22 protein-coding genes, 6 tRNA genes and 2 pseudogenes are annotated in these 23,794 nt (G+C 50.5%); 11 read left to right on the top strand and 19 right to left on the bottom strand.

Going from position 1 to position 23,794, the window contains the following annotated elements; translation table 11 throughout:
* Positions 1-171: 171 nt before the first annotated feature.
* The 5 genes from LBF86_03180 to LBF86_03160 all read left to right on the top strand — a co-directional run bounded on the left by LBF86_03180 (position 172) and on the right by LBF86_03160 (position 5,734).
* Complete coding sequence (locus tag LBF86_03180; GenBank protein MDR0664505.1) at positions 172-555, top strand: hypothetical protein; 384 nt, start codon at positions 172-174, stop codon at positions 553-555.
* Positions 556-788: 233 nt separating this feature from the next.
* Complete coding sequence (locus LBF86_03175; GenBank protein ID MDR0664504.1) at positions 789-3,638, top strand: hypothetical protein; 2,850 nt, start codon at positions 789-791, stop codon at positions 3,636-3,638.
* Positions 3,639-3,821: 183 nt separating this feature from the next.
* On the top strand, positions 3,822-4,814 hold the full coding sequence (pseB, locus tag LBF86_03170; protein MDR0664503.1) for a UDP-N-acetylglucosamine 4,6-dehydratase (inverting): 993 nt from the start codon (positions 3,822-3,824) through the stop codon (positions 4,812-4,814).
* Positions 4,815-4,919: 105 nt separating this feature from the next.
* Entirely contained in the window at positions 4,920-5,156 is a 237-nt protein-coding gene (locus LBF86_03165; GenBank protein MDR0664502.1) for a hypothetical protein, read from the top strand.
* A 5-nt stretch (positions 5,157-5,161) separates the two neighbouring features.
* Complete coding sequence (locus tag LBF86_03160; GenBank protein MDR0664501.1) at positions 5,162-5,734, top strand: hypothetical protein; 573 nt, start codon at positions 5,162-5,164, stop codon at positions 5,732-5,734.
* A 507-nt stretch (positions 5,735-6,241) separates the two neighbouring features.
* Here the strand turns inward: LBF86_03160 and murB are convergent.
* The 12 genes and pseudogenes from murB to LBF86_03100 all read right to left on the bottom strand — a co-directional run bounded on the left by murB (position 6,242) and on the right by LBF86_03100 (position 13,464).
* Positions 6,242-6,493 (bottom strand): annotated as a pseudogene (gene murB, locus LBF86_03155) (UDP-N-acetylmuramate dehydrogenase).
* Positions 6,494-6,754: 261 nt separating this feature from the next.
* A complete protein-coding gene (locus LBF86_03150; GenBank protein MDR0664500.1) occupies positions 6,755-7,600 on the bottom strand; it encodes a CoB--CoM heterodisulfide reductase iron-sulfur subunit B family protein in 846 nt (281 codons plus the stop codon).
* Positions 7,597-8,613, bottom strand: coding sequence for a 4Fe-4S dicluster domain-containing protein (locus LBF86_03145; GenBank protein MDR0664499.1), 1,017 nt, complete (start codon positions 8,611-8,613; stop codon positions 7,597-7,599). The genes LBF86_03150 and LBF86_03145 overlap by 4 nt, the downstream gene beginning before the upstream one ends.
* On the bottom strand, positions 8,613-10,322 hold the full coding sequence (locus tag LBF86_03140) for an FAD-dependent oxidoreductase (protein ID MDR0664498.1): 1,710 nt from the start codon (positions 10,320-10,322) through the stop codon (positions 8,613-8,615). The genes LBF86_03145 and LBF86_03140 overlap by 1 nt, the downstream gene beginning before the upstream one ends.
* Before the next feature lie 139 nt (positions 10,323-10,461).
* Positions 10,462-11,475 carry a DUF5644 domain-containing protein gene (locus LBF86_03135; protein ID MDR0664497.1) on the bottom strand — a complete coding sequence of 338 codons (1,014 nt, stop codon included), beginning with the start codon at positions 11,473-11,475 and terminating at the stop codon, positions 10,462-10,464.
* Positions 11,476-11,532: 57 nt separating this feature from the next.
* Positions 11,533-11,609, bottom strand: a tRNA-Pro gene (locus LBF86_03130).
* Positions 11,610-11,646: 37 nt separating this feature from the next.
* Positions 11,647-12,888 (bottom strand): amidohydrolase family protein, encoded by a 1,242-nt coding sequence (locus LBF86_03125; protein MDR0664496.1) that lies wholly within the window; start codon positions 12,886-12,888, stop codon positions 11,647-11,649.
* Positions 12,889-13,035: 147 nt separating this feature from the next.
* Positions 13,036-13,120: transfer RNA gene (locus tag LBF86_03120), tRNA-Leu, on the bottom strand.
* A gap of 16 nt (positions 13,121-13,136) precedes the next feature.
* A tRNA-Arg gene (locus LBF86_03115) sits at positions 13,137-13,212 on the bottom strand.
* Positions 13,213-13,215: 3 nt separating this feature from the next.
* Positions 13,216-13,291, bottom strand: a tRNA-Arg gene (locus tag LBF86_03110).
* 12 nt (positions 13,292-13,303) lie between these two features.
* Positions 13,304-13,380, bottom strand: a tRNA-His gene (locus tag LBF86_03105).
* Between the two features lie 7 nt (positions 13,381-13,387).
* Positions 13,388-13,464, bottom strand: a tRNA-Pro gene (locus tag LBF86_03100).
* A gap of 197 nt (positions 13,465-13,661) precedes the next feature.
* Here LBF86_03100 and LBF86_03095 point away from each other — a divergent pair.
* Positions 13,662-14,372 (top strand): YebC/PmpR family DNA-binding transcriptional regulator, encoded by a 711-nt coding sequence (locus LBF86_03095; GenBank protein ID MDR0664495.1) that lies wholly within the window; start codon positions 13,662-13,664, stop codon positions 14,370-14,372.
* Positions 14,373-14,381: 9 nt separating this feature from the next.
* Positions 14,382-15,296: a hypothetical protein gene (locus LBF86_03090; GenBank protein MDR0664494.1), complete on the top strand. Its 915-nt coding sequence runs from the start codon at positions 14,382-14,384 to the stop codon at positions 15,294-15,296.
* A 318-nt stretch (positions 15,297-15,614) separates the two neighbouring features.
* On the opposite strand, the gene LBF86_03085 is transcribed toward LBF86_03090, so the two are convergent.
* The gene (locus LBF86_03085) at positions 15,615-15,845 is read right to left on the bottom strand and encodes a DUF465 domain-containing protein (GenBank protein ID MDR0664493.1); all 231 of its coding nucleotides are present in this window, start codon (positions 15,843-15,845) and stop codon (positions 15,615-15,617) included.
* 48 nt (positions 15,846-15,893) lie between these two features.
* Positions 15,894-17,072: a bifunctional glutamate N-acetyltransferase/amino-acid acetyltransferase ArgJ gene (gene argJ / locus LBF86_03080; protein ID MDR0664492.1), complete on the bottom strand. Its 1,179-nt coding sequence runs from the start codon at positions 17,070-17,072 to the stop codon at positions 15,894-15,896.
* Between the two features lie 145 nt (positions 17,073-17,217).
* Between argJ and LBF86_03075 the strand changes: the two genes are divergently transcribed.
* Both LBF86_03075 and LBF86_03070 read left to right on the top strand, forming a co-directional pair.
* Positions 17,218-17,598, top strand: coding sequence for a cupin domain-containing protein (locus tag LBF86_03075; protein MDR0664491.1), 381 nt, complete (start codon positions 17,218-17,220; stop codon positions 17,596-17,598).
* A complete protein-coding gene (locus LBF86_03070) occupies positions 17,595-18,266 on the top strand; it encodes an AraC family transcriptional regulator (protein ID MDR0664490.1) in 672 nt (223 codons plus the stop codon). The genes LBF86_03075 and LBF86_03070 overlap by 4 nt, the downstream gene beginning before the upstream one ends.
* Positions 18,267-18,274: 8 nt before the next feature.
* On the opposite strand, the gene LBF86_03065 is transcribed toward LBF86_03070, so the two are convergent.
* The 5 genes and pseudogenes from LBF86_03065 to ppk2 all read right to left on the bottom strand — a co-directional run bounded on the left by LBF86_03065 (position 18,275) and on the right by ppk2 (position 22,403).
* On the bottom strand, positions 18,275-19,393 hold the full coding sequence (locus LBF86_03065; GenBank protein MDR0664489.1) for a class I SAM-dependent methyltransferase: 1,119 nt from the start codon (positions 19,391-19,393) through the stop codon (positions 18,275-18,277).
* A complete protein-coding gene (locus LBF86_03060) occupies positions 19,390-20,193 on the bottom strand; it encodes an AAC(3) family N-acetyltransferase (GenBank protein MDR0664488.1) in 804 nt (267 codons plus the stop codon). The genes LBF86_03065 and LBF86_03060 overlap by 4 nt, the downstream gene beginning before the upstream one ends.
* Positions 20,180-20,437, bottom strand: coding sequence for a hypothetical protein (locus tag LBF86_03055; GenBank protein ID MDR0664487.1), 258 nt, complete (start codon positions 20,435-20,437; stop codon positions 20,180-20,182). Before LBF86_03055 ends, LBF86_03060 begins: the two co-directional genes overlap by 14 nt.
* Positions 20,423-21,465, bottom strand: a pseudogene (locus LBF86_03050) (DUF4910 domain-containing protein). Before LBF86_03050 ends, LBF86_03055 begins: the two are co-directional and overlap by 15 nt.
* Before the next feature lie 29 nt (positions 21,466-21,494).
* Positions 21,495-22,403, bottom strand: coding sequence for a polyphosphate kinase 2 (ppk2, locus tag LBF86_03045; GenBank protein ID MDR0664486.1), 909 nt, complete (start codon positions 22,401-22,403; stop codon positions 21,495-21,497).
* A gap of 46 nt (positions 22,404-22,449) precedes the next feature.
* Here ppk2 and LBF86_03040 point away from each other — a divergent pair, with 46 nt between their 5' ends.
* Positions 22,450-22,908, top strand: coding sequence for a tRNA (cytidine(34)-2'-O)-methyltransferase (locus LBF86_03040; GenBank protein MDR0664485.1), 459 nt, complete (start codon positions 22,450-22,452; stop codon positions 22,906-22,908).
* Positions 22,909-23,015: 107 nt separating this feature from the next.
* Positions 23,016-23,794, top strand: a 779-nt coding sequence (locus LBF86_03035) for a cache domain-containing protein (protein MDR0664484.1), incomplete at its 3' end; no start/stop codon positions are given.

Here is a 23,794-nt window from a genome sequence, read left to right as displayed (position 1 = left end):
ACACTTATAAAAATCTATTTAAAATATTTTCTCCTTTCATATATTTGCTGATACCATTAGGAATATTTTTGATCGGCGTTTTTACGCCGCCGTTTGCAAAAAGTAAAGAGAGTAACGATAATGACGCATAGCGTCTGCATAATAGGACTAACCTCAACGAAAGGATTCAGTATGAGACTTATCAACAAAGCGCTGAGCGTTACGGGAATAATAACGCTAATTAGCATAAACGCATTTGCGTTTATCCCCGACTATCCACGAGCGGTAGTTCCTGGCGAACACCATAAGAGGATAACGCAAGAAGCGTTAAACGTGATATACGCGGAATACGGTTACGGTCCAAGCGGCATACCTTATACTTCAGCTATGGAAAACGCGATAGAAACCATATCGCAGTCTAATGCCGACGTGGATCACGACGGCAGACAAAATAATCCTGTTTGGCATTGCGATGGCGAACAACTAACGCAATGCAGTATTCTAGTAAGAGACGAAGTAGTTAGAGGCGTAGAGAACATTGTATTTGGAAACGTAACCAGCCTCGCAGAACGTTAGGCGCGACTACCCATACTTTACAAGATTTTTACGCTCATTCAAATTGGGTAGAAATGCGCGGAGCCGTAATTCACCCCGAAATGGGCTATGGCGTAATGAGTAATGTTGCCGCGCCAAATGAGGATACTTGCACATATTTTAATATTTCAGATTTCTTTATCCCGTCTGATTTTTGCAATGTAATAAATAGTAGAAACCTTATTGGTACCGGTAAGTTAACAAGCGGTTACTATTTGGGAACATCAGGTAGACCGCTAGATGGCGTAAATAAATGTTTTCATGGTGGAAGCTGGGATGGTCTTGGAAGAGAAGGCATAAACAAGGATGCTGCTGTATGTCATACTGTGAGCCATGTTATTTCCCCCCATTACGATCACCACTACCCCGCGGCAAACGCCGCAAGAATGGCGACAGTAGAATACTTTAGAAATATTCGAACAAAACTAATATCCGAAAAGGGCGAAGAAGAAGGAACTATACTTTTTAAGAAGTTTTTAGGCTTCGGTTCAGAAATAGGTTTTGCAATCGATACGACGGGCAGCATGTCGCAAGAAATAAGCGGAGTTAAGTCGGCGGCTAGCGCTATTGTAAGCGGTCTAGTAGGCACAGATAAAGAACCTTCTCAATATGTGCTTGGCATTATCAATGATCCATATATTCCGTCCCCTTTCACAACAACCGATTCTGACGCGTTCTTAAGCAGGCTTTCATCATTATACGCCGGCTATGGCGGGAACGGCGGCGATTGCCCCGAACTTGCCGGACTTGGGACGCTCAAAGTCGTTTCTGCTTTGGGCGAAGGCGGCAAAGCGTTTACTTATACCGACGCGTCCATTAAGGATCGTACTGATTCATTAGCGGCGTCGGCGCTGGCTTTTTATAAAAACGTCGGCGTAAACAACGCTTTAAGCGGCAGTTGCTCTCCATACGATTCGAAATACTTTGAAATATCGGACGTAACCGGCGGACAGGTATTTATAATAAATCCGAGCGAAGCTGGTAAACTCGCCGAATTAACGGATATTTTATTAAGCGATTACGCTACCGGATTTCTAACAATCGGCGATAAACTTACGGCTGATAATAATAAGTCGTATAGCTTCAAAGCCGACTTAAAAACTAATAAGATTTCAATATTTATCAGTCTGCTTAACGGAAGCGCTACGGTAAAGATCGTCAAGCCCGACGGAAGCGCGGTTAAGCCAGACGACGAAGGCGTAAAGCGAACTGTTTTGTCCGCCGTTGTCGTTTATGAAATAGACGCTCCGCAGATAGGCGAATGGCAGATCGGCATAAGCGGAAGCGGAGAGTTTTCGATCAATGTTATAGGCGACAGTCCGCTTTCGTTCAGTAAGTTTAAGTTTGTCGAATATGACAATTCCGCTCACCCCGGATTTTTTGAAATCGAGGGTTACCCGCTGGCGGGAAGCGAAACGGCGGTAGAAGCGACGATTTGGGGCGCTGTTTCGGACGTCTATTTTGAGATTAGAGGTAAGCAAGGAAACAAAATCGATAGGCTAAACCTCAATATAGTCGACGAATATCCGCAGGTTAAAACCGTATTTCTGAAAGAAGATTTTATCGTTCCAGATCAGGACTTTATCGTCTATGCTTTTGGACAAGACGAAAACGGAACGGATTTTCAGCGCGTTTTAGCGCGAAAAGTGGCTCCTCAATATATTAAAGTAACCGCGCCTTTTGACGGCGAACTACCGCTTGGCGAGGATAAGGTACTTTCGTTCAAGGTTTTCAATAACGGAGAAAACGGATCGTATAATTTCTCGGCGATTGACGATAAAGGTTTTGTAATAGCCGTTAACCCGAAAACTGCGACGATTGACAAGGGCGAATCGGTGGAAGTTAATGTAACTTTGAACGCGGGCAAAGACGAATCGGCAATAGGCGTAAACAGCGTATTAACCTTTCTAGCGCAACCGGTAAGCGCAGATAAGCTAGGCAACTTCGCGGTAGTTGAAAATAGAATGGTTAAAGCCAAACCAAAAAATACGCTTCCCCAAACCTCCCTCATAACCTCCGGCGCTACCATCAACGATAAAGGCGAAGTATTTGTCTGGGGCTTTAGAGGTTCTGGTCAGCAGGGTAACGGAAAGATTTCCGTTTCAAGTAGTAATAAGCCCGCTAAAGTAGAAAGCTTAACCAATATCGTTCAATTAACGGGCGGCGCTTATCATCTAATAGCCCTCGATCAAGACGGCAATCTCTACGGCTGGGGACAGAGCGGCTATGGAGAGACGGGTTGCAAACCGAATACGGGGATTTACGTAACTACGCCGTGCAAAGTATTAAACAATATCGTTCAAGCCGCCGCGGGCGAATACTTTACCATCGCCTTAAGTAACGACGGCAAAGTTTACGCGTTTGGACATAACCTTTACGGACAGCTTGGGAACGGAAACTCTAAAAATAGTCAAACGCCCGTTCTTGTTGATTTGGGCGGCGAAAAGGCAAGACTGATCGGAGGAGCTTACGAAGGCGCGTTTGCCGTTACCGAAAACAATAAAGTTTATGCGTGGGGCGATAACGAGGCGAGCGGTCTTGGCTTTCAGGGAACAAATTACGGCGTTCAGAAGATCGTAAGAACGCCTACGCATATAACAAACCTTGACCAATACGCAAGCAAAATTATTTATATCGCCGGCGGTAACGGCTGGAGCGAAGCGTTGCTAGACGACGGCAGGGTAATTGGTTGGGGGCTGCAAGCCTCTTTGGGTCAAGGGACTACTAAAACCTCGTTAAGCTCTCCCAATCCCGTAATTATACTTGATGGAGTAAAACAGCTTTTCGCGCGTTATGTCGGTTCAATCGCTTTAAGCGACGACGGGACGATCTACGCGTGGGGACAAACCGGCGGAAGCGCCTTTAAGAGTATCTACGGCGAGCGCCCTACGCCCCATAATGTAGCGGGAGTAGTAACGCAGATAGGCGGAGGCAAAGAGCATATCTTTTACAAAACCGAAGAGGGCGATCTATACGGAGTTGGCTATAACGATCTGTATAAGCTGAACCTGAATAAATTAGGCGGGATTGTAGATTGGGACGGAGAGAGAGTAGCGATTGAGTAAAAGCGCGTCGTTTTAGCTCCATTTGCGCGCTTGTTCCGCTTTGCGCCTCGCTTGCAATTAGACGGCGGCTATAATTCGCCAAAAGCGAGGCGAAAATGCGCGGCATAGCATGTCTTACGAGCAAACGCGATCTAGGCGAGACGACGCCAACCGCGTCGTTTAGCTTGATTTGGAGCGTTTTTAATGTTTAATGATAAAACGATCTTAGTTACGGGCGGCACGGGCAGTTTCGGGCGCGCCTTTGTCAAGCGGGTTTTGAATCGTTACGCGCCAAAGCGCCTGATCGTCTATTCGCGCGACGAGCAGAAGCATTACGAGATGAGCGGCGTTTTTCGCGGCGCGTCGATGAGATATTTCGTGGGCGACGTTCGAGATCGCGATCGGCTCTGTCGCGCTATGGAAGGCGTGGATTATTGCGTTCATGCCGCCGCTATGAAGCATGTGCCGATCGCCGAATACAATCCGATGGAGTGCGTCAAGACCAACATTAACGGCGCGCAAAACGTAATCGACGCGGCGCTGCTAACGGGCGTTAAAAGGACGATCGCGCTCTCTACGGACAAGGCGGCAAGCCCCATAAACCTCTACGGCGCGACAAAACTCGTTAGCGACAAGCTATTTATCGGCGCGAATAATATCAAAGGCTCGCGCGATTGCGGCTTTAGCGTCGTGCGTTACGGCAACGTGTTTGGTTCAAAAGGCAGCGTCGCGCCGCTATTCAAGCGGTTGATCGGCGAGGGCGCGAAAAGCCTGCCAATCACCGATGCGCGCATGACTCGCTTTTGGATCGCGCTCGATCAAGGCGTGGAGTTTGTGATTAAGAGTTTTGAGCGAATGCATGGCGGCGAGATATTCGTGCCGAAAATCCCGTCGATGAGGATCGCGGATTTAGCGCGCGCCTTCGCGCCAAACGCCAAACAAGAGATCGTAGGTATTCGTCCGGGCGAAAAACTGCACGAGCTTATGATCTCAAGCGACGATTCGCGCAACGTTTTAGAGTTTGACGATTTTTTTATAATCGTCCCCGCTATAGATTTCTCAAAAAAGACGGATTTTTCCGTAACGGCAAACGGCGAAAAGGGCAAAGCCGTCGCCGAAGGCTTTGAATACGCCAGCGACAAGAACGATCGATGGCTTAACGCCGACGAGTTACTGAAGCTAATCGGCGAAATGTAAGCTCTTGCGATTTATTAAATTAACAAGCGCTAAAATTACGCCGCGCAACGCATTTTAAGCAAAAATGTCATTTTTTTGCGCGACAAATTAGTTTAAGGAGACAAAATGCTGATAAAGGATCGATTCGTAGCCGATGGCAACGCGCTATTTAGGCGGCGTAGTTTTGTCCCGATTGTTATGATTGCGATCGCGGCGCTTGAGCTATTTCCAAAAAACGCCGAAGCGTTTTTGCAAAACGCGCTATCTTTCGCGTCGCGTTTTGAGTTGGTTGATCGCGCGGCGCAAGAACTTCTCTCTCTCTCTCTCTCTCTCTCTCTCTCTCTCTGGCGGCGCCTGCCTTAACGGTTATAGCCGTTTTAGTTAGTATCGTTGGGTTTGCTTTACGCGTATATACGATCGGATATAAACAGGAGGGAACTTCGGGGCGCAACACAAAAGCGCAGCGAGCCGATAAACTTAATACCTTAGGCGTGTATTCGCTAACGCGCAATCCGCTATATCTCGGCAATTTCTTTCTCGGCTGGGGACCTATTATATACTCGCACTCTTGGACGCTTAACATTATTTACATATCTCTTTTTACGTTGCATTACGAACGCATTATCGCCGCGGAGGAGGCTTATTTAGCAAACAAGTTTGATAAAAGCTATACGCGGTGGGCTGAACAAACGCCGATCTTTTTCCCAAGATTTTCAGGTTTTGCGGCAAACGAAACGCCATTTTCCTGCTTTTACGCTTTTTATCAAGAAAAAGCGGGCTTGGCGGCGGTAATTTTATCCTTTTGGTTTATCGCCCTTTTACAAAACGACATAACGCCTTGGATTAAGATTGCGCTTATTGTAGGAGCAATCTATTACGCGGCTTTTTATATTATCGGCAAAATTATTAAGAAAAAACGCAAAAACCTTAGATCGCGATAGTTGCTTATTCGTCGGTTTCCAGCGCGACCTTGCTTGACAAAACGCCTCGCGCGGAAGTTGGCAAATGGATATATTGATTTGAACTGGGAAAACGCAAAAGGTTACGACGGCGAGCTTGACATATGCTCGAAATATCGGCGCGAGCTTGCTTATAAAGCAGATTTAGGAAAACGGCGATTGGTTTCCCTTTTCCCTCTCGTTTCTTTTCTTGCGTTTGCCTGATCCGCCTAGTGAAGCGCGAATTGGCTTCTTTGACGCTATTGTTTACGCGTCGCGGCAAACGGCGAAAAGGGTAAAGTCGTCGCCGATGGCTTTGAATACGCCGGCGACAAAAACGATCGACGGCTTAGCGCCGACGAGCTACTAAAGCTAATCGGCGAAATATAAGCGGTTGCGATTTATTAAATTAACAAGCGCCGATATTGCGAAAAGCGTCGCAAAAATATTGCTAGACGACGACGCGAAAGGGAGCGCATCGCGTTTGAAACGGCAAAATAGCGATCCGCGTCAAACGACCTTTATTTCAAGCTCCAGCGCGATATTGAAACTCTCTAAAACGCGGCGTTTAGCCTCGCCGATCAGCGCTATAGCGTCGTCAAACGACGCGCCGCCGAGATTGACTAAAAAGTTGGCGCGCTTGTCGCTAAAAGCCGCGCCGCCGCGCCTTGCGCCGCGCAAGTCGACCGCCTCGATCAGCCTGCCCGCGTAGTCGCCGCTAGGGTTTTTGAAGCAACTGCCGGCGCTTGGCTCTTTGGGCTGAGCGGCGCGATCGGCAAGAGTTACGGAGAGTGTATGGCGTAAAGAAAGCGGCTTTCGCGTCGTATAAAACGCTACTTTCTGCAATGCTAAGCTATAGGCGGCAAGCGCGAAAGAGCGCGCCAAGTCTCTTTATGCGCAAATTTGGTTAGCCGTATTAGGCGGGCGCGGTTTATCGACCATATTGGAAAAATCGGGCGATTCAACGCGCCGTTTAACGCAAGATTACGATCGAATAAGCGCGAAAGAAACGCCGATCGCCCGTTATTTGATAGATACTATATTGCGCCGCAAACCTAGCGCCCGATCGTCTAAACCAAGCGCAAGTCCGATTAACTGCGTTAGATGAAGCGTTGGAATGTTTAGCGGGCGGTTTATCGCGCGTTCGGCGTTTGCCTGCTGAGCGTCAAAACTAAGATGGCAGAGCGGGCAGGGCGTTACGATCCAATCCGCGCCGCGATCGCAAGCCTGCGCCAAAACTCCGCCGCTAAGACGATAGGTCGTTTCGCTCGCCTGCATCTGCGTATGAAAACCGCAACAGTCGTTTTTGAGCGGATAGTCGATAGGTTCCGCGCCTAGCGCGATTATCAGATCGTCGAGCGCGCGCGGGCGAAACGGATCGTCGCCGCTCGCGAGTTTGGACGGACGGATATTGTGGCAGCCGTAAAAGGGCGCGATTTTTTTGCCGATCAGCGGCTTTTTTATCGGCAGGTTGTCAAAGCCGTAGTCGTCGCGTAACGCATAGAGCAGATGACGAACTTTAATCGAGGCGTTGTAGCGCAAGCCGACCTCGCCTAGCTTGTGATTGACCCGCTCTAGCAGATCGCGATCCGCCGCCAGCCTCGCCGCCGCTTGCGATAGAACAAGCTGGCAGGTGTTGCAGATCGTTATTAGATCAAGCCCCAACTTTTCGGCATACGCCAGATTGCGAGCGTTGATAACGAGCGATAAAAAGCCGTCAAAATCTTGCAGGTGCGTCGCGCCGCAGCAGCTCGCCTCTTTTAGCTCGATCAGCTCTATTTCTAGCGCCTTAGCCGCCGCCTCGAGCGACGTTTTCAGTTCTGGCGTCGCGCCGTATGGCGTGCAACCCATAAATAGCGCGTATCTCATCGGCGCTCCTTGCTCTCTTGCGAGGCGGATTTGACAAGTTTTTGAACCTCGTCTAGCCTTTCGATCTTTTTAACGCCAAACGGCAGTTTTCCGCGCCGCAGCATAGCAAACGCTTCGCGGATATATTTCAGCGCGCCAAAAAAACCCGCGCTTTCGATCGCGTTCGCCGCTTCGTCCAAACGCCCGTATTTTTCAAGCGAGGTTTTGAACGCTCTCGCGTGCCGATAGGCGATCGAGTTTTGATCTACGCGCTCGGCGCCGATCATCGCGCGCAGCTTGGTAATTTTATCGATAGGGCTTATCTCTTTTGGACAGGTTTCATAACATTGATAGCATTTAACGCAATCCCAAACGCCGATTTTCTCGCCGCTAACTTGCCGCAGGCGATCGAGGGGCGTTTGATCGCGAATATCGGCGGCGAATCTGTAGCTTTTTGCAAACGCGGCGGGTCCCAAAAACCGCTCGTTCGCGGCGACTACGGGGCAGCCGTAAAAACATATCCCGCACTCCACGCAAGCGTCCGCGCCGCCCAAACGATCGGTTTCGGCCGGCGTTACAAGGTTCTCTTTCGCGCTCGCCTCTTCGATTGTCGCCTCCAGCCACGGCGAGACGGCGCGGTAACTATTCCAAAACCTAGTTTTATCTACGATCAGATCGCGCGCGGCTAATTTTTTATCTAGCGGATCGATTGTCAAAAGCTCGCCGTAGCGATCGGCAAGCTCGAATACATTGGCTTTGCACGCCAAGAGCGCCTGATTTTCAACCTTCACGGCGCAACTGCCGCAAATGCCGTGCCTGCAACTCCTGCGATACGCCAGCGAGGGGTCGATCTCGGCTTTGATGCGATTTAGCGCGTCTAGCAACACCTCGTTTTTCGCGACTTTCAGCGTGAAATCGGCGTAAAAGGGCAGAACGTCAAACTCGGCGCTAAAGCGAAAAACGCGAAAAACAATCTCGCGTCTAGGATCGCTAAGGCGCGCCTTCTCTCTCTTTACGACGATTTTGTTTCCCATCAGTATTTTCTCGTTTCGGGTTGATACTCGCCGATTGTTACGTCGGCATACGTTAGCCGCGTTTTACCCTCGTCGTTTAGATACCCTAGCGTGTGGCGCAAAAACGTTTCGTCGTTTCTGTTTGGGAAATCCGTTCGGTAGTGGGCGCCTCTGGACTCCTCGCGCGAAAGCGCGCCCGCGACGATCAGCGCGGAGTAATCGAGCATATGCCCAAACTCTAGCGCCTCTTGCAACTCCGTATTAAAAAGTTTCGATTTATCGCGCAGAGCGATCCGCGAAAAGCGATCGCGCAGATCGGCGATAATCTCCGTTTGATTTTTTAGCGAGGTCTGATCGCGAAATACGCCCGCGTTGGCGCTCATGCTCTTTTGCAGTTTCTCTCTTAGCGCCGCGACGCGCTCGCCGCCGCGCGAGCTTAGCAGCCTTTGCGTCTCGTCGGCGAATCTTAGCGCGTCCGTCGCGTCGGCTTTGATAAGCGCCAGATCGTTTATATCCCTAACGATCGTCTCGCCCGCGATCCGTCCGAACGCCGCCGCTTCTAGCAGGCTATTCGCGCCCAGCCTATTTGCGCCATGCACGCTTACGCAGGCGCATTCGCCCGCAGCGTAAAGCCCGCTTGTCAAAAGCGTTTCGGACGCTTTCGCGCGGCATTCGTTGTCGGTGGGAACGCCGCCCATGCTGTAGTGCGCCGTAGCGCGTATAGGGACGCGCTCTTTTACCATATCGATCCCTAGAAAACTTTTCGCTAGATCGCGCAGTTCGGGCAGTTTTTGCGCTATTAGCTCCTCGCCAAGATGCGTAAGATCAAGCCAGATCGCGTCTTTATTTTCGCCCGCGCCGCGCCCCTCGGCGATCTCGCGCTCGATCGCGCGGCTTACCACGTCGCGGGGGGCAAGCTCTAGTTTTTGCGGCGCGTATTTTTCCATAAACCGCTCGTTTAGCCCGTTGTAAAGTCGCCCGCCTTCGCCTCTCGCCGCCTCGCTTATCAGAACGCCGCTGCCCGCAAGCCCCGTCGGGTGAAACTGGACAAACTCCATATCCTCTAACGGCAGACCCTTGCGCAAAAAGAGCGAAAGCCCGTCGCCCGTGTTGGCGTGCGCGTTGGAGTTGGTCGCGTAACATCTGGCGTAGCCGCCCGTGGCAAATAGCGTCGCTTTGGCGTTGAAAACCGCGATCTCGCCTGTGGCGAGTTTCATCGCGCTAACGCCGTAAGCGGCGCGCGAGAGCGGATCGTAGAGCAGATCGCCCGCAAACCACTCCTCCACAAACTCCACGCCAAGCCGATCGGCTTGCTCGTAGATGGTTTGCAGACAGGTTAATCCCGTGCGATCTTTGGCGTAACAGGCTCGCGGCTTGCTCTGCCCGCCAAAAGCCCTTTGCGCGATCGTCCCGTCGGCTTCGCGCGAAAAAACCGCGCCCATACGCTCTAAGCGCCTGATCGTCTCAGGCGCTTTTTGGCAGAGCGTTTTAATCGCGTCCTGATCGCCCAAGTAGTCGCCGCCTTTGATTGTGTCGAACTCGTGCGAAGTCGTATCGGCTTCGTTTAGCGCGGCGTTTATACCACCCTGCGCCGCGCCGCTGTGGCTGCGAAGCGGGTGGAGCTTGCTAATAACGCAAGTTTTTAGCCCCGCCTTTTTTGTTTCGATCGCGGCGCTTAGCCCCGCAAGCCCCGCGCCCACGATAACCGCGTCGTATCTATAGATATTCATTCGCTATATAGACCTTTCGCCGTCAAATACGACCGACGAGGCGCAAAAGGCGGTAAAAACAGATCGATCTGGACGCGGCGCGGATAGCCGCCGTCAAATCCAAGATATTATCCAACAAAAGCCGTTCCTCTTAAAAAACCTACGCGCCGATCGTAGCGATCTCTATATCGATCGGATACCCGCTCTCGCGCTCGATTGTCTTTATATTGCGCGCCAAAAACTCTCGCGTCTCCTTAGAGAGGCACAAAAGGGTTTGCGCGCCGATATTTTGCGCCTCCAAAACCAGCTCGCCCGCGGCTTTGACGGCGATATGCGGCAATACGTCTTTTAGCGACGCGCCGCCAAAACGCCAAGGGTTTTTTAGCCGCAACGCCTTCGCGCCGCCGATCGTTAAAGCGTTTTCGTAATCGTCTATTTTCGGCGCGGCGGCAAACGCCCCGCAATCGGCGGCGATCGCCGCTCTTTTGCCCTCTAAGCGCGGCAGATCGTTCGCGTCTAGCGGCGCGTATTTCGCCTCCGATATACCTTTTGGCGCCAAGCCGAGCGAGAGTAGCATACCCCAAAGCCTCTCTATCGTTTTTGTTATATGCTCCGCGCCTTTTAATAACGCTCCGTTTAATCCCGCGAAACAGAATACGCCGTTATCCTTTTGGCTGATTCGCTTCGCGATTATCTCTATATTCGGCGGGCTTTTTCCGATTAGCCGATCGGCGAGCATAAACAGCGCCTCGCCTAAATATTCGCTATTAAGCGCTCGCATAGGCGAAACGGCGTAGGCGATATAAAACTCGTTGTAATAGTCGCGATCGCTCTTGTCGCAAAACTCCTCCAAAACGCTCAATTTATCCTCAAAATCTTGTTTGTCGCACTCCAAATCCAAAACGGCGCGCTCGATTATAAGCGGCTCTACGACGATCTCTCCGCCCTTTGGCGCGAACGCCGCAAGCGGCGCGGTTAGCGGCGCGCCCAAGCCGTTTGCCCTAACGCCTTCGATCCTTTCAATCCGCATAGCGCACAACGGATCGCTTCGTTTGTATGCCTGCAGCAGATCAAGCAGAGTGGATTCGCCGCTTGCGTTAAAAATAAACGGGCGATAGGAGCTTAAATAGTCGTGTTCGGCGTTAAAACGAAAGATTTTCGCCTCGATTTTCATAGTATAGCCTTTCGCTTTTTTTCGTATTATATCAACGGCGGCTTTGCGAAGCTAAGATGGTCGGGATGACAAGATTCGAACCTGCGACCTCACCCACCCCAAGGGTGCGCGCTACCAGACTGCGCCACATCCCGACGCTGAAAGCAGGCGCGTATTGTAGCCCTTTGGCGTTTAAGCGTCGCCAAAATCGATCCGCTCGCCCGCGACAAACGCGGCGCTTACCGCGCCTTTTACTTTTTTACCGCTCCAGAAACTTTTGGCTACGCCGTCGCGAACGGCGATCTCTCGCTCGGCGTTCGGATCGAATACGATCAGATCGGCTCTCAAACCTTTGCAAAGCGCTCCGCAAGGTTCGCCTAAGATATTCGCGGGGTTTAGCGCGGCGGCGCGGATAAACTCGTTTATGGTCAGTTTACCTTCGGCGATCAGATACGTATATGCGAGGCTAAGAAACGCGCCCGATATGTCCATTCCCGCGCTGGCAAGCTCGAACGGGCGATCGCGCGAGCTTACGTCTTGGGGCAGGTGTCCGCTTGCTATTATGCTAATCGCGCCGTTTTTTACTCCCGCGAGTAGCGTGTCGCGATCGGATTTCGCGCGCAAGGGCGGGAAAATTTTGCACGCGGCGTTGAAATCGTCGCAATTTTCTTCGGTCAAAAGCAGATGCGACAGTAGCGTTTGAGCGCGCAGGCGATCGCTAAGATACGGCTCTAGCGCGTTCAACGTTCGCGCGGAGCTAATCGCCTCTACGACGAGCTTAACGCCTATAGCTTGCGCGAGCTGAACGAGTCGCGCCGCTTCGCCGCTTTCGGCGTAATCGGGCAGTCCGGACAGACCAAGCAAAGAGGCGATCTCGCCGTCGTGCATAGCGCCGGCGCTCTCTAAAGCCGCGTTTTTGCAAGTAAAAAGAGCGTATTTATCCGCCGTCAGCGCGTATTCAAAAGCCCTTCGGATTAGATTGCAGTCTAGCGTAGTATCGCCTTTTATCGCGCTCGCGCCGGCGCTAAAGAGCTTGGCGATATCGTTTAATTTGCCGCCCTCTTTGGCGATCTCGCCCGCGATCAAAATCCGCGCGCCTTTGGCGGCGTTCGCTTTGGCGAGGATATATTCCGCGATCGCCTCGTTTTCAATCGGCGGGTTGGTATCGGGCGCGGCGAGAATCGTCGTAACGCCGCCTAGCAGCGCGTTTTTGGACGAGTCGTTAATCGTTTCAATCCGTTTATGACCCGGATCGCTTAGATGATAGTTCAGATCGACAAGACCGGGCAGAAGCCATTTGCGCTTCGCGTCGTAAATCGTTTCGCCGGCGATAGGCGCCAAATCGCCCGCGTCCGCGATCGCGCCGTTTTCGATCCTTAGCGCGCCCTCTATTTGGACGTTAGCGTCCGTCAAAACCGCGTTTGTTATCAGCATTTATCGACCTTTTCATTGGCGGCTAGTTTGCCTCGGCTCGCCGTTATTTTAGCCTTACGCCGCTTTTTGCGCCAAAAACGATCTTGCGTTGAGCAAATAAATTAAACGCGGGCGTCTTTGATTGTTTAGAAAATAGATCTGCTTGAATGGTGCGGGAAAGAGGATTTGAACCTCCACGCCTTGCGGCGCCAGATCCTAAGTCTGGTGCGTCTACCAATTTCGCCATTCCCGCGACAATACTAAATAAGTGGCGACCCCGGCAGGATTCGAACCTGCGACCAACGGCTTAGAAGGCCGTTGCTCTATCCTCTGAGCTACGGAGTCGCATGGCGCGCTTGAAGGGACTCGAACCCCTAACCGCCAGATCCGAAGTCTGGCGCTCTATCCGTTGAGCTACAAGCGCCCTTAAACGCGATGGGGTGGACGACCGGGATCGAACCGGCGACCTTCAGAGCCACAATCTGACGCTCTAACCGACTGAGCTACGACCACCAACTAATGGTCGGGATGACAGGATTTGAACCTGCGACCCTTTGGTCCCAAACCAAATGCGCTACCAGACTGCGCTACATCCCGCCAACTCCGAACAAGGGGCGCGATTTTATCCTTTTTTTTCTTTTTTTCGTAGGATTACGGGCATAGACGTTAATTTATCGCGACGCGGCGCGATAAAGCCGCCCGTTTTTAGCGCTCGGCGGTTAGCGCGGATTCTACGGAGCGCAAGCGCGCTTAAATTATAATCGCGTCTATTTTTCGGAGTTAAGGACACGTTGATGGGTCGCGCTTTTGAATACCGTAAAGCCGCTAAGGAAAAGCGTTGGGCAAATATGTCTCGCGTATTTCCAAGGCTGGCGAAAGTTATCGCTATGGCGGCGAAAGAAGGCGGCGGCGATCCCGCGCTAAACCCCAAACTACGGACGGCGATCGCGACGGCGAAAGCGCAGAATATGCCTAAGGATAACATAGAGGCGGCGATCAAGCGCGCAAGCGGTAAAGACGGGGCGAATATGGAGATCGCTACATACGAAGGCAAAGGTCCGCGCGGCGTTATGGTGATCGTAGAGTGCGCCACCGATAATCCCACGCGCACGGTGGCGAACATAAAGATCGCGTTTTCAAAAAACGGCGGGCAGTTGGCGCAGGCTGGTTCGCTATCGTTTCTTTTTTCGCGCAAAGCGGTTTTCGAGATTGAAAACAAGGACGTTTCAAACGCGGAAGCCTTGGAGTTGGCGTTGATCGACGCGGGGCTTGAAGAGATGGAAAACGACGGCGATAGAACGTATCTTTACGCGCCGTATTCCGAATTCGGCTCTATGATCAAAGCGCTAGAGGATCAAAAAATCGAGCCGAAATCGGCGAGCTTGCAATATATTCCCAACGCGCCGCAAGAGTTTGACGACGAGGCGCTCGACGAGATTGAAAAACTGATCGATCGTCTTGAGGAGGACGACGACGTGCAGGCGGTCTATACCAATATCGCTTAGGGCGCTTAGGTGATCGCGATCGATTTAGGCTCAAATACGATACGCTTTTTAGCGGTCGATCAAAGCGGAAAAACGCTGTGGGAAAAGCAGTTTACGACGCGAACGGCGGAAAACTTAACGCGAAGCGGCGCGATCTCGCAAGCGGCGTTAAAGCGGATAGCGGAAGCGATCGCGGCGGCTAGATCGGAGTTTGATTTCTCCTCTCGCGCAATCGCGGCGGTAGCCACCGAAGCCTTTAGACGGGCGGTAAATCAATCGGACGCGCTTAGGTTTTTGCGTGAAAACTGCGGCGTTGATTTTGAAGTTATCTCGCCTTGCGTAGAGGCGAAATTAACGGCGAGCGCCGCCGGCGAGAGCGCGATAAAACATGGGTTAAAGCCGCCGTTTATCACGCTGGACATAGGCGGCGCAAGCAGCGAGATCGCGTATATAAACGGCGATATTTTTAGGTTTGTCAGTTTGCCGATCGGTATCGTAACGGTAGCCGAACGTTCTTTCAGCGACGACGAACTTAACGATTTTTTAGACGGCGCGCTAAGCCTTATCGCGCCTTTCAAAAGCGAAATAGCTAGTTTTCCGAAAGCTCGCTTTCTGATCGCTACCTCCGGCGTCCCAACCACGCTTGCGGCGATCAAACTCGGACTAACATACGAAACTTACGACAAAAAGATCGTAAACGGCGCGAGACTTGACGCGGCGCCGATTATGAACGCGCGCGAAACGCTGTCGTCGCTGGATAAAAGCGAGCTAGAGCGCTTAACCGGCAAAGATCGCGGAGATCTGGTAATTACGGGCGCGGCTATGCTGGCGCGTTTTATGCGGGAGCTGGAATACGAAACGGCGACGGTTTTTGACGAGGGCTTACGCGAAGGCGTGGCGGCTAACGCTCTCGCAAACGGCGGCGTTTTGGCGCTAAAATCATAACGATACGAGCGGGCAAAAAACAAAGCGAACCATAGCGACTTGCGCGCCGTTTCGCCGTTATGCGAGAAACCTATACGCAAAAATAGGGGAGGGTTATTTATCGGATTTTGCCGTTACGCGTCGCAATTTTTTGGCGTTAGAATTAGCGCCGCTCAAAGTTAAACGTTTTTTGTTGCCGCAACAGGATTTTCTCGAATGGGCGTCAAACGTTTTAACGGCGGCAAAAACAAGCGGAATTTGAACTAACGCAAAACCAATCTATGTATAACTTGGTTTGCGGGGTAAGCGCCGCCGCGCGGATAGCGCGGCTTCGCGAGGTTACGCGGCGGAACGCTCCTTCTTATACTCGATAATGATCGCGTAGGCTTCGTCTTTTAGGCGAAGTTTCTCTTTTTTTAGCTTTTCCAGCTCAAGCTGCTCAAGGTGTTCGCGTCCCGCGTCGATAGCGGAAATCTTGTCGTCCAACTCGTTGTGACGCTCAAAAATCTTGGCGAAGTGAGCGTTGGATTGCTTGAGATGCGCTATCTCGTCTCGATATTCGTGCAGCATATTTCCTCCGGTGTTTTTAGTTATGGTAAATTTTATCCGACGCGCGCTTTAGGTGCGGTAATCGGCGTTAATCTTGACGTATTCGTAGCCCAGATCGCAGCCGTAAGCGCCGTAAGAAGCCTCGCCCGCGCCAAGATCGCAGGTAATTTTGAAGCTATTCGCGCGCAAAACGGCGGCGGCTTTCTCCTCTACTTGGGCGTTCATCTTATTAACGCCGCGATCATAGACGACAATATCCCCGATCGATATAACCAGCCGCGCTAGATCGCACTCTACCCGCGCCGCGCCGATGGAGCTTGCCAAACGCCCCCAGTTTGGATCGGCGCCAAAAAGCGCGGTTTTGACAAGCAGAGAGTTTGATAGCGCTTTAGCGACTCTTTTCGCCTCGTCGCCGTTTGCCGCGCCCTTCACCTCGAACAGGGCGATCTTGCTCGCCCCTTCGCCGTCTTTTACGATCTCCAGCGCGAGATGGCGCAAAATCCTCTCTAGCGCCCACTCGAACGCGACGGGATCGTAAGCGCCGCTTAACCCGTTAGCCAAAACCAAGACCGTGTCGTTGGTGGACATATCGCCGTCGACGCTGATCGCGTTAAAGCTCGTCTCGAGGCAGGCGTTCAAATGCGCTTGCAGCGCCTCTTTATCCAGCGCGGCGTCGGTCGTCACGAAGCAGAGCATCGTCGCGAGCTGCGGCGCGATCATACCAGCGCCTTTGCACATCGCGCCGATAGTAAAGGTTCCGCTTTCGCTATGAATTTCCAGCGCGATCTGTTTATCCCAGCGATCGGTGGTCATAATCGCCCGCGCGGCGTTATCGGGATTTTTCGCGTTCCAATCAAAGCGCTCGATACCCGCGATAATCTTCTCGACGGGAAGCGGCGCGCCGATTACGCCCGTCGAACTTGTCAGCGGATTTTCAAACGGGATATGCCGCGCAATCTCTTCAACCGCCTCTAAACCCGCTTTGCCCGTCATCGCGTTGGCGTTTTTGGCGTTGATCACTACGGCTTGAACCTTGCGATCGATATGTTTTTTCGCGTGAATTAGCGGCGCGGCGGCGAAGCGATTAGAGGTAAAAACCGCCGCCGCTTCGCACGCTATCTCCGATCGCACAAACGCCAGATCGCCCTGTTCGCCCTTGCGCAGTCCGCAATTTAATCCGTCGGCGTAAAATCCTATCGGAGCGCATACGCCGCCTTTGACGCTGATAATAATCGGCTCTCGAGCCATCGACTGATCCTTTGGCAAACTCTGCCGTCGATATTAACCAATCCGCGCTAAAGCAAGCCGCGCTTAAGAAAAAATAGCGCTTTTGTCCAATTTTGGCGCGAAAAAATCGGATACCATAACGCAAAACCTTCCGAAAGGATCAAATATGCAAACGGCGTTTGAAAACGGCGCGATCTACATAAACTCGGCGCGGCTTGGCGCGGACGCGGACTATCGGCGGCATCCGACGTTTAGCGGCGTTTATATCAAGAGCCTGATCGCCTACGACAAAAGCGAGAGGCGCTTAAACGCGATGTTGGTTAAAATAGACCCGCGTTGCGAGATAGGAGATCATCTGCACGATAAGGAATACGAGTTGCACCAGATAATAGGCGGCGAAGCCGAGGCGATTATAGACGGCAAAAGCGTCGCGTATAAAGCGGGCGTCGTTTCGTTGATCGCGCCGAACGTCAAACATAGCGTAAAGGCGCTTGAGGCGGGGGCTGTTTTGCTGGCGGTATTTACGCCTAATTTAACGCGGTTATGATCTATAAAATAATCAAAAGAGCGCGATACGAGGCGCTAGAGGTAAAGGAGTGTTCGCATACGTTTCCCGCGCATATTCATAAGCGGTTGTGCGTCGGCGAGGTTAATTGCGGCGAAAAATATATAACGATCGGATCAAAAACGACGAGATACGCTAAAGGCGATATGTTTATTATCCCGCCGTTCGTCGCTCACTCCTGCCGCGCGAAAGCAAAAACCAATTACGCGATCTTATCTATTAGCGACGGCGATCTGATCGATCGCGACGAGTTGTTAAGCGACCTTAAACGCGTAAATATCGATCCAAAGCGCGTAATAGAACTAATCGGCGGCGTTAGAGATCGCAAGTTAAACATAGGCGATCTAATAAGCGATCTGCTCGCATATATCGACGAGGAGAGCGTTAATGGATTAACGATCGCGCAGATCGCCAAAAAAGCGGGTTACAGCGCGGATCATATATCGCGCTTGTTCAAAAACGCAATCGGCATATCGCCGCGCCAATACGTTATACAAGAAAGAATAAGAAAATCAAAACGGCGGGCGAAAGAGGAGTTAATATCCGAGATAGCGCAATATAGCGGATTTTACGATCAAAGCCATTTTATCAGACATTTCAAAAGATACGAAGGCGTTACGCCAAAAGAGTACTACCGATCGCTACGCTAGCGAAGCGTCTAATCAAACTCTAAGATCGCTTTCGGGGATATATTACGAGCGCGCATAGCGTTTTTTATCTCCTCGCGCAAAGACGAGGCGATCGCAAGCGCGTCGGGTTTCAAGCCGATAAGATCGTCGGCGCATAAAACTAGCGTCGATAGATTGGCTAGAGACATTCCTTTTCTATTATGATCCGTATCGACGGGAATTATCTGTTTGCCGCGTAAGCTTGTAAGCTCCGATAATAAAATAGACGAAAAAGAACCCGTCCCCCACCAATAGATTACGTCGCGTAGCGATAAAAAATCTTTTATGCGTTGGACGTTGCGATCTAATCTCTCTCGCTCCGATCGCGCCTTTTGCGCCAGCTCTTCGACGCTTTCGCAACATAAGGAGTTTCTTTCGCCCCTCTTCCGTTTGGAGAACGCCGCGATAATATTGCCGTCGTATATTTTGTAATCGATTACGCTCAGTCCAAAAGCGCTTGCTAAATTGGCGTAGAATAGACGAGAGTAAAAGAAAAGATGTTGATGATGAAATCCGCCGAAATATGGAGTTTCGATTATTATCTTGCCGCCGCCGTTTATATGAGAAACCATATTCTTAAAAACGGCGAACGGGTCTTCAAAATGCTCGAATACATGTCTTAGTATAAATAGATCTACGTCGTTGTCAAAATCGTCCGAATCGTAATATTTTTTGCGGATATTAAGCCCTCTCATAGCGGCGTATTCGGATTGAGGCGAAGGGTCGACGCCAAGCAAATTGGTATAACCGCGCTTATGAAGGGAATGCAGCAAAAATCCGACCGAGCTTCCGATTTCAACAACTTTGTCGTCCATACGCGAGTGTTTTGCGATCATATCGATTATATGAACAAAGGGAGTATCGCCTATATTATTAAACGGATCTATATACATATAATTATCGTAAATGTCGTTTAGCGTTTGCGATTCAAGCGGAGATTGATTAAAACCTAACGAACAGCGACGGCAAAGCGCGATTTTAATAGGGCGGATTTTATTGCGAACGGATAGCTCCATAGGAAGCGCGCTTAAATATATCGGCATTGCTCCTTTGAATACCGTTTCTATCTTATCGCCGCCGCAGAAAGGGCATAGCTTTAGATCGCTCAATTTGCGATCGTTACAAACGAGTAGATATTTTCTTTTAACATTAAAACCCCTATATCGTATAAATCTTTCGCTTTCACGCCTTTTATATATCCGTTTCCTAATTTAACGACGCGCAAAACGCCCTCGCTTAATAATCGGCGTTCTAACGCTTCAAGGTTTAGCGTAGGATTTTGCTTCAAATCTCTAACGTAATAATCGGCGTATGAGTCGTATCGCGTTCCTAAGTTGATTATCGAACCTTCAAATCTCTTCATATAACGATACGGAACGCCGTAACTTTGCTCTATATAGTGGATAAAGGTCATAGCCTCTACGCCTATCCCATAAAACACAATCCAAGCGTCGCCCTTTATCAGATTTGCAAAGGCGGAGTTAGCGCCAAAGCTATCGTTATTCGCCGCGAGAAATTTTTCAACCGATTTGCCGCGCCCCGCAATGGAAAATATAGGGTGAAGGTTGCGAACAACTCCTTCTTGCCGCCTGAACGCTTCAGACAAAACCCCTACGGCAGAAGGCGAGTGTTGAACGTTAAAAACTTCGTTTTTGCAAAAACTGTAGGTAAAAACCGGCGCCAGCAGATTTCCGCTTGAACCTACCGCAGACGTAAAAACGGATATAAGCGCGTTAAGAAACAAGGCGCGATCCATTGTTCCAAACCTTCCAAAATATTTAACGTCCGAATGGACAAGAATCGTATCGCCCTCTTTAATAAAAGCTAGCGCTTCGGCTAGATCGGAGGTTAAAATTTTGTTCTCGCCGTTCTTATACAGACATAGCGGTTCGCCGTTATACGTCGTCATTTTTTACTATTAGCCCTTCGTTTTCAAGCGTTTGCGCCAACGCTATCAGATCGCCCGCATAAACTCCGATTATATTTGCTATATCGACCAGATCGTTGGTTCCGTCGGCGTATGCTAGAAAGTTCATCATAGTTCTCGCGCCCGCCGCGCTTCCTCTTGTGCTTGTCGTAGGGTAAAGATTGCGTTTGCTCATCTGCGGTTCGCATATAACCGCGTTTTTATAAACTCTGTTGGCTTCGGCTATATCTACGCAGCTTTTAATAGCGTTAAAACCGCCTTCTAATCCAGACGGCGAGATAAGACTCATATTATCTAGCGAGGTGTGGTATTCGGGATATTCGCCAAACTTTGAACGCATAATCAGACAGACGGGCAGATCGACGTTTGGAGCGCAGTATTGCCTTTCGTCGCTGCCTCTATCTAAAAAGGAGTATCGTTTGACGGCAGGGGGGGGGGGGGCGATATGTGTTTAAGCGTATGGAGGGCGATCTTGTCGGCTAGGGTATCGCCGTATCTTGAAGGAAGATACGAATAACACCGATCGTCGCCAAGGCAGGTGAGCGTAAATCCCGCGATTACCTTCTCTTTCAGCGTTTTTAGATTTTTGCTTAGATAGATAATCGATCCTATAGTTTCGGGGACAAACGCTATGCGATACGTATAGCGGCGCGCGGAGGCTTTTAGATAGCGCCCGATCGTCGCGGCGACTACCGGTCCGGATAGTTCGTTGTTTGCCATCGAGGGGTGGCATATATATGTCGAGAGGAAAATCTCTTTGTCGCTTTTGCCTTTAAGGATAAACTCGCCGTAGGTTAAACTTCCGTTAAAATGGCGCGCGTCTATCTTGACGCGATATTGTTTATCGGGCTGTTTTCTCATCTCGTCTCTTTGCCTTTGCGTAAGGCAAAATCCCCAACGTTTTTCGTAGTAAGAGGTTACATACGCGATAGCTTCGGGGAGTTCCGGCAAAGAGTACAAATGCGCGTCAAGCTCCGCAAACGACATCGTTTTATCTATCGGCGTAGAATAACCCACGACGCAGAGATTATTCTTTTGAAAATCTACGATCTTTTCGCCGCTTTCGTCGGCTATATAAGCGTCGTTAATCTCCCACTCTTCCGGCGTTATCCAATCAAACGCTTTATAACCCGTCGGCGTTTCGCGAATCGTCAATTCGGGCAGAAGCGATTTAATATAACGCAAAGTTTCTCGCGCTCCTTTGCCCGTTATGCTACGGCAGATCGGGAATAGGTCTGCCGCCCATCGATACATCTCCTCTCCTATACCCAACGTCTACTACCCTAATCGTCTATCTTTTCAAACCGATGATAGCGGCTTACCACGGCGGGATCGGGACTTAGGGAGATTTTTGTTTTTTCTTTGCTATCGTAATCTATAATCGACAGCACATAGCGGATCGATTCCAACCTAGCGGCGAGTTTATCGTTGCTATTGACGATAATCCACGGGCTAAAGCGCGTATGCGTTCTGCTGAACATCTGTTCTTTATAAAAGGTAAAGTCGTCCCACTTTTTTTGCGCCTGCTTATCTACGGGGCTAAGTTTCCACTGCTTTAACGGATTGTGTTCGCGCGAGGTGAAACGCTCTAGCTGCGTCGCCTTAGAGACGCTAAACCAAAACTTGATCAGAACAATACCGTCGTTGATCAGCGACTGCTCGATCTCTGGCGCTTCGTGCATAAACCGCTCGTATTGATCTTTTGTGCAAAAACCGAAAACCGGCTCCACTACGGCGCGGTTATACCAGCTACGGTCAAAAAAGACAATCTCTCCAGGATTTGGAAGTTGCGCCATATAGCGTTGGAAGTAGAACTGCCCCGCTTCCACTTCGGTAGGTTTAGGCAGAGCCACCACCCGATATTTACGGGGGTTGAGCGCCTCCATAAAACGCTTAATCGCGCCGCCTTTGCCCGCCGCGTCGCGCCCTTCAAACAAGATCGCCACTCGTTGCTTTTTTTCCGAGACCCAATTTTGCATTTTTATCAGCTCGGCTTGGAGTTTTTCAAGCTCTTTGGCGTATTCGACTATTCTGATCGCTTTGTCTAGCCGCGCTTTGCCTACGATCTTTTTTAATCCCGCGTTGGATTTGAGCAGCTCTAGTTTCTTGCGCAGCTTCTCGCCGCGCTCTTTGCTCTCCTGATCCGTCAGCTTTGAGACGATAAACTCAAAATCGCTAAATAAAGTTTCCATAAAAGCTCCTTGATAAAATTTGCAAAATAATAGCTGGAAACAAATAATGTTTGAAATCGCGCTTCTTGCTCCAAAGATTCCCCAAAACGTCGGAGCGATCGGACGAACGTGCGCGTGCGTAGGCGCGAGGCTTAGCGTGGTTGCGCCTACGCCGATCGATTTTTCCGATAAGAGGCTAAGACGAGCGGGGCTGGATTACTGGCGCTATCTGGATTTTCGTTTGTGGGAGAGTTTAGAGGCTTTTTTGGCGAAAAACCCTATCGGCGATCGAGACTTTTTCTTTACCACAAAGGTTGATCGCCCCTATTTTGACGTTTCGTTTAATATAGGCGATCGTTTCTGGTTTGGCGGAGAGGACACGGGACTGCCCGAAGAGTTTTGGCGCGCCCGCGCCAATCAAGCGTTAACAATTCCGATGAAATCCGGTTTTCGCAGCCTCAATCTAGCAAACGCCGTTTCGATTGTCGTTTATGAGGGGGTTAAGCAAAACTACGACGCATTTTAGTTGTTATGACTATAGTTAAATCGAGTTTATGCGATATTACTACGGATAAATTCGCGGAAGAGAAGGGAAAGGTTGATGAGCATTAAAGGTATTCGACAAAAACCATTTTGATCGTTTCGGCGCTGTGCGTGGTAGGCGCGGGCGTTATAGTCGCTCTAACGCGCTATCAGGTTATCGCGGACGAGAAGGCGCTCGCCGCTAAGGCGATTCAAGTCGCTGGCGACGAGATCGCGCAATGGATCGACTCTTACGGAATGTTCGTGTCTACGCTCGCCGCCGCGCCCGCGGTTCGCGGCGGAAATAGGGAGGAAGCGAAGGCTTTTATACAATCTATTGGCGCGAGCATGAACCCCGATATTCAAAGCCTGATTTTTATCGATAAAAACGGTAACGGCGCGTATCATACGGGCAGAGAGGGCGATCTATCCGATCGCGATTACTTCAAAACCGTCGTCGTAGAGCGCAAAACCAAAACGCTGGTTACAAATCCGTTTTTGGCGCGAAGCACGGGCGACGTGATTGTGGCGTTTGTCTCCGCCGTTACGGACAAAAACGGCGAAGTAAGCGGCGCGATCTTTGCCAGCGTCGCTTCCAAAGCCTTAAATAACGCGGTTGAAAAACTAAAAATCTCGGAAAGTAGCGAAGGGTGGTTAATAGACTCTTCGGGGCTGATATTCGCGCACCCAAATCCTGAAACTATTCTTAAAATGACAATCGCTAATAGCAAAGAGTTCGGATACGAAGGTTTGGACAAAAACGCTAAATATATTCTCTCGAACGAATTGCGGGGGGGGGGGGGGGGGGGGGCGATAGTCTTTTCCCATCCCCACCGGGGTGGTCGCGCGGTGCTTTTAGCCCCGAGACAAAACACCCCCAAAAGGTTTTT

Source organism: Helicobacteraceae bacterium, from assembly GCA_031258155.1.
Lineage (GTDB): Bacteria > Campylobacterota > Campylobacteria > Campylobacterales > SZUA-545 > JAIRNH01.
The sequence above is the reverse complement of the archived record's forward strand: the minus strand, read 5'-3'. Positions and strand labels throughout refer to the sequence as shown.